At 53.6% G+C, this 3,858-nt stretch carries 5 protein-coding genes and 1 pseudogene; 2 read left to right on the forward strand and 4 right to left on the reverse strand.

Annotated features, from left to right (window positions below; translation table 11 throughout):
- Positions 1–138 (forward strand): IS1 family transposase (locus A7589_RS22160; RefSeq protein ID WP_021514769.1); only part of this gene is annotated, 138 nt, incomplete at its 5' end.
- Here A7589_RS22160 and A7589_RS22165 read toward each other — a convergent pair.
- Complete coding sequence (locus A7589_RS22165) at positions 132–278, reverse strand: PerC family transcriptional regulator (protein ID WP_235613325.1); 147 nt, start codon at positions 276–278, stop codon at positions 132–134. The two genes, A7589_RS22160 and A7589_RS22165, sit on opposite strands and share 7 nt — an antisense overlap.
- 89 nt (positions 279–367) lie before the next feature.
- Here A7589_RS22165 and A7589_RS23015 point away from each other — a divergent pair, with 89 nt between their 5' ends.
- Complete coding sequence (locus tag A7589_RS23015) at positions 368–1,102, forward strand: helix-turn-helix domain-containing protein (protein WP_165797968.1); 735 nt, start codon at positions 368–370, stop codon at positions 1,100–1,102.
- A gap of 171 nt (positions 1,103–1,273) precedes the next feature.
- Here A7589_RS23015 and tnpC read toward each other — a convergent pair whose 3' ends face one another.
- The 3 genes and pseudogenes from tnpC to tnpA form a co-directional block, all read right to left on the reverse strand.
- Positions 1,274–2,845, reverse strand: a complete 1,572-nt coding sequence (gene tnpC / locus A7589_RS22180) for an IS66 family transposase (RefSeq protein WP_108189019.1) — start codon at positions 2,843–2,845, stop codon at positions 1,274–1,276.
- 19 nt (positions 2,846–2,864) lie between these two features.
- Positions 2,865–3,212: an IS66 family insertion sequence element accessory protein TnpB gene (tnpB, locus tag A7589_RS22185; RefSeq protein ID WP_053271894.1), complete on the reverse strand. Its 348-nt coding sequence runs from the start codon at positions 3,210–3,212 to the stop codon at positions 2,865–2,867.
- Positions 3,212–3,823, reverse strand: a pseudogene (gene tnpA / locus A7589_RS22190) (IS66-like element accessory protein TnpA). Before tnpA ends, tnpB begins: the two are co-directional and overlap by 1 nt.
- Between the last annotated feature and the right edge of the window lie 35 nt (positions 3,824–3,858).

Genomic DNA, 3,858 nt, shown 5'->3' on the forward strand with positions numbered 1-3,858 from the left:
CAGCGAATTGAGCGGCATAACCTGAATCTGAGACAACATCTGGCAAGGCTGGGACGGAAGTCACTGTCGTTCTCAAAATCGGTGGAGCTGCATGACAAAGTCATCGGGCATTATCTGAACATAAAACACTATCAATAAGTTGGAGTCATTACCCGTCTCTGGATACAGATCCGATCATCTTCCTGCAGGTAGTTCAGCAGCAATTCCTGCCAGCGTGCAGCGGCTCTGCGCCATAATCCCCGCTGTTCGAGCACTTCAGCTTTTTTATCAGTAATCATATTCACCTCTGCTCTGGTCGGTCATGCTTTCTTCCCGGTATGTTATAGTTATTAAGATACTTTTGTCCCTATTCTGTTCCGGAGTGAACATGATTTTTGTCTGTTCTGTTGTACTGGCTGACAGGGCATTCACCCTGCAGTTTGCCGGGAAAATGCTGTCCCTTTCTGCAGGAGATGTGCTTCTGATTGATGATACTGATCGTGAGGATTTTCAGCCTCATGCTGCGCATATCACTGAGGTGCGGCTGGATGAAAATATCATCCGCAGATATCTGGAGAGTTGTGGCGGCAACCGGGAGGCCGACAACATGGTTTATTCTGGTTTCATCAGAGTGGCCTTTGCTCATCCTGCGTTGTTGCGTGACGTTATGCATCATCTGAATTCGGGAGGATTTGTTCATCCCGGATTTTCCGAGCAGATGTTTTTTTCCTGCATTGCTGTCTTTGCATCAAAAAAAGGCTTTCTTCCTTTGTTGCTGGGCGGAATGCTTTCTGTGGCCAGGAGAGTGAGGCATATCATCTGTACTGACCTTTCACGCCAGTGGAAGCTGCGGGATGTCAGCAGTCGTTTGTATATGAGTGAAAGTCAGCTGAAAAAGAAACTGAAGGAAGAAGGATGTTCGTTCACCGGAGTGCTTCTGGATGTGAGAATGGGCTATGCACGCCGTCTGTTACAGGCCCGTCTGCCGGTCAACAGGGTGGCCGCGCAGTGTGGTTATGTAAGCACATCTTATTTTATCTGCGTGTTCAGGGAATGTTTTGGCGTCACGCCTCACCGGATGCTGGCGCTTCAGGAGCACGGGCAGCATAAAAGTGAATGCTGAGTTTGAATTATTCTGAAGAACGGCGGGCATTTTATGGAAACGGCACATTTCCGTGTCTCTGTGGTCATTCCCGATTGCTGTTGACGCATCGCCACTCACCGGAAATGTGCCGGAATATTTTAATCGTTCTTCACTGTCTGTGTAAGCGGCTCGTCAGAGCCGTATTGATATTTACTGAGAGCTCAGATCAACTTTCCAGGGCAACAGATCGCGCACCCGGTTTGCCGGCCAGTCCGGGATATGTTCAATGACGTAACGCAGCCATTTTTCTGGCTCCACATTGTTCAGGCGGCATGTGCCGATCAGCGAGTACAACACCGCCGCATGTTCGCCACCGCTGTCGGAACCCGCGAACAGCCAGTTTTTCCGGCCTACGGCCACTCCCCGTAAGGCGTTCTCTGCGATGTTGTTGTCGATTTCCACCCAGCCATTACTGCAGTACACGTTCAGGCTGTCCCACTGTTTCAGCAGGTATGCGAACGCTTTTGCCGTATCTGAGTGACGCGACAGTGTTTTCATCTGAGTCTGTATCCAGTCATACAGTGACTGCATCAGTGGCGCAGCTCTGGCTTTTCTTGCCGCCAGACGCTGTTCTGCTGAACATCCCCGGACCTCCGCCTCAATGGCATACAGTTCACCGATACGCTGCAGGGCTTCCGTGGTGATATCGGTGGACGCTCTTGCATGCACATCGTGGATTTTTCTCCGGGCATGAGCCATACACGCGGCTTCCGTTATTCTGCCGGATTCGTATAACGCCCGGTAACCACCGTAAGCATCGGCCTGAAGCACACCGCTGTAACCGGCCAGGTGATTCTGTGGATGGATACCTTTCCGGTCCGGACTGTACGCGAACCAGACCGCCGGGGGCATCTGTGAACCGGCGTTACGGTCATCACGGACGTAGACCCACAGCCGGGCGGTCCGGGTTTTACCGCTGCCCGGCTCCTGGACCGGGACGGGGATATCATCAGCATGGACTTTACCGGGCATCAGCACATACTGGCGCAGGACGTCATACAGCGGCTCCAGCAGTTCAGCAACGGCACCTGTCCAGCGCCCCAGTGTGGCACGGCTCAGCTCCACTCCCTGACGACGGTATATTTCTGACTGGCGGTATAACGGCAGATGGTCTGCATATTTCCCGGTGACGATATGAGCCAGAAGCCCCGCGCCGGCATAACTGCGTGCAATGGGTTTTGAAGGCACCGGTGCCTGCACGATATGGTCGCACCGGCAACAGGCCAGTTTCGGACGTTGTGTTTCGATAACCTTAAAGGCGCTGCTGATAAGCTCCAGCTGCTCTGACACATCACATCCCAGTGGACTGAGGTCACCACCACAGACCGGACAGCATTCCTCTTCCGGCCGGATGACCCGGGTTTCACGGGGAAGTGAGGCCGGTAACGGTTTACGGGCAGAAGACTGGCGCAGGGGGGATGGCAGTGCCGGGTCATATTGCTCACCCAGCGTTTCTGCCATTTCTTCCTGAAGTGCGCTGATTCGCTCCTGTGCTTCCTGTATCTGCCGTTCGGTTTTTGCACGAAGTTTTTCTGAGCTTTTACCGAACTGCATACGCTGCAGTTTCGCAACCAGCGCCTTCAGCCGGTTGATTTCGGAAGCATAAGCCGCCACCCGCTGTGAGAGCAGGCGGTTGTATTCGGCCATCTGACGGATGGTGTCCTGTTGCGTCTGCAACAGTGCCCGCAGGCGGGCGTCCTCATGAGCAAGTGAGGTGTCCATATCCTCACTTTACAACGGGTTATATGCGGATTCCAGCGCGTTCCGTTCGTTTCGGGTGCTTCCAGTTGATACCTTCAAGAAGCATGGATAACTGAGCCGGAGTAAGGTGCACCTTGCCGTCGCGGATGACCGGCCAGACGAAGCGGCCCCGCTCCAGGCGTTTGGTGAAGAGGCACAGTCCGTCGCTGTCAGCCCACAGCACTTTTATCTGGTCACCCCGGCGTCCGCGGAAGATGAACAGGTGTCCGGAGAACGGGTCATCCTTCAGGACGTTCTGAACTTTTGATGCCAGGCCGTTAAAGCCATTCCGCATGTCAGTAATACCGGCAACCAGCCAGATACGTGAACCGGCAGGGAGAGATATCATTAGTGGCTGCTCCCTTTCATTTCGCGGATAAGTGTCTGTAATAACGCCGGCGTCAGTTTACCTTTAAGCCTGAGAGTTCCGGCCGGCAGAACCAGCTCACAGCACAGACTGTCTGGCGGTGTATTTATCTGTTCAGGTATCTGCACTGGTGCCGGGATTTTATTATCCGGCTCCGGAGTTAACGTCACGGGAAGCAGCGATGTTTCATGTTCGCCGGGCGGCTGCAGGCCGCCGTTACGCCAGAGATGCCGCCAGTTGAAGAGCAGGTTATCGTTGATTCCGTTCTCACGAGCTATTTGTGCGACACATGCACCGGGTAAAAGAGTTTGCTGAACAAGTCTCCATTTAAACTCCGGTGAAAATCGGTTCCGGCGGGTTTTCTCTGCTTTCACAGGCTGAGTCACTGTCGGGGTTGAAGGATATCGCCCCGGGAAAAGAGCCCGGGCCAGTTGCCCGCAGGAATATTCACCAGAAAGGGGTCAGTCAGTGAATACCTGGTGAAATCGCTTCACCAGAGAAAAAATGGCGGTTTTGCTGACACCAGTCTGCGTAGAAATGCGCGGGTACGACAGTGACTCGTCAAATCTCAGCTGTAGCACACGCAGGATCAATTCCGGATTACGGGCGTTGGCCTCAACACGATTTT

Origin of the sequence: Escherichia sp. MOD1-EC6475, assembly GCF_003046645.1 — a bacterium.
Lineage (GTDB): Bacteria > Pseudomonadota > Gammaproteobacteria > Enterobacterales > Enterobacteriaceae > Escherichia > Escherichia ruysiae.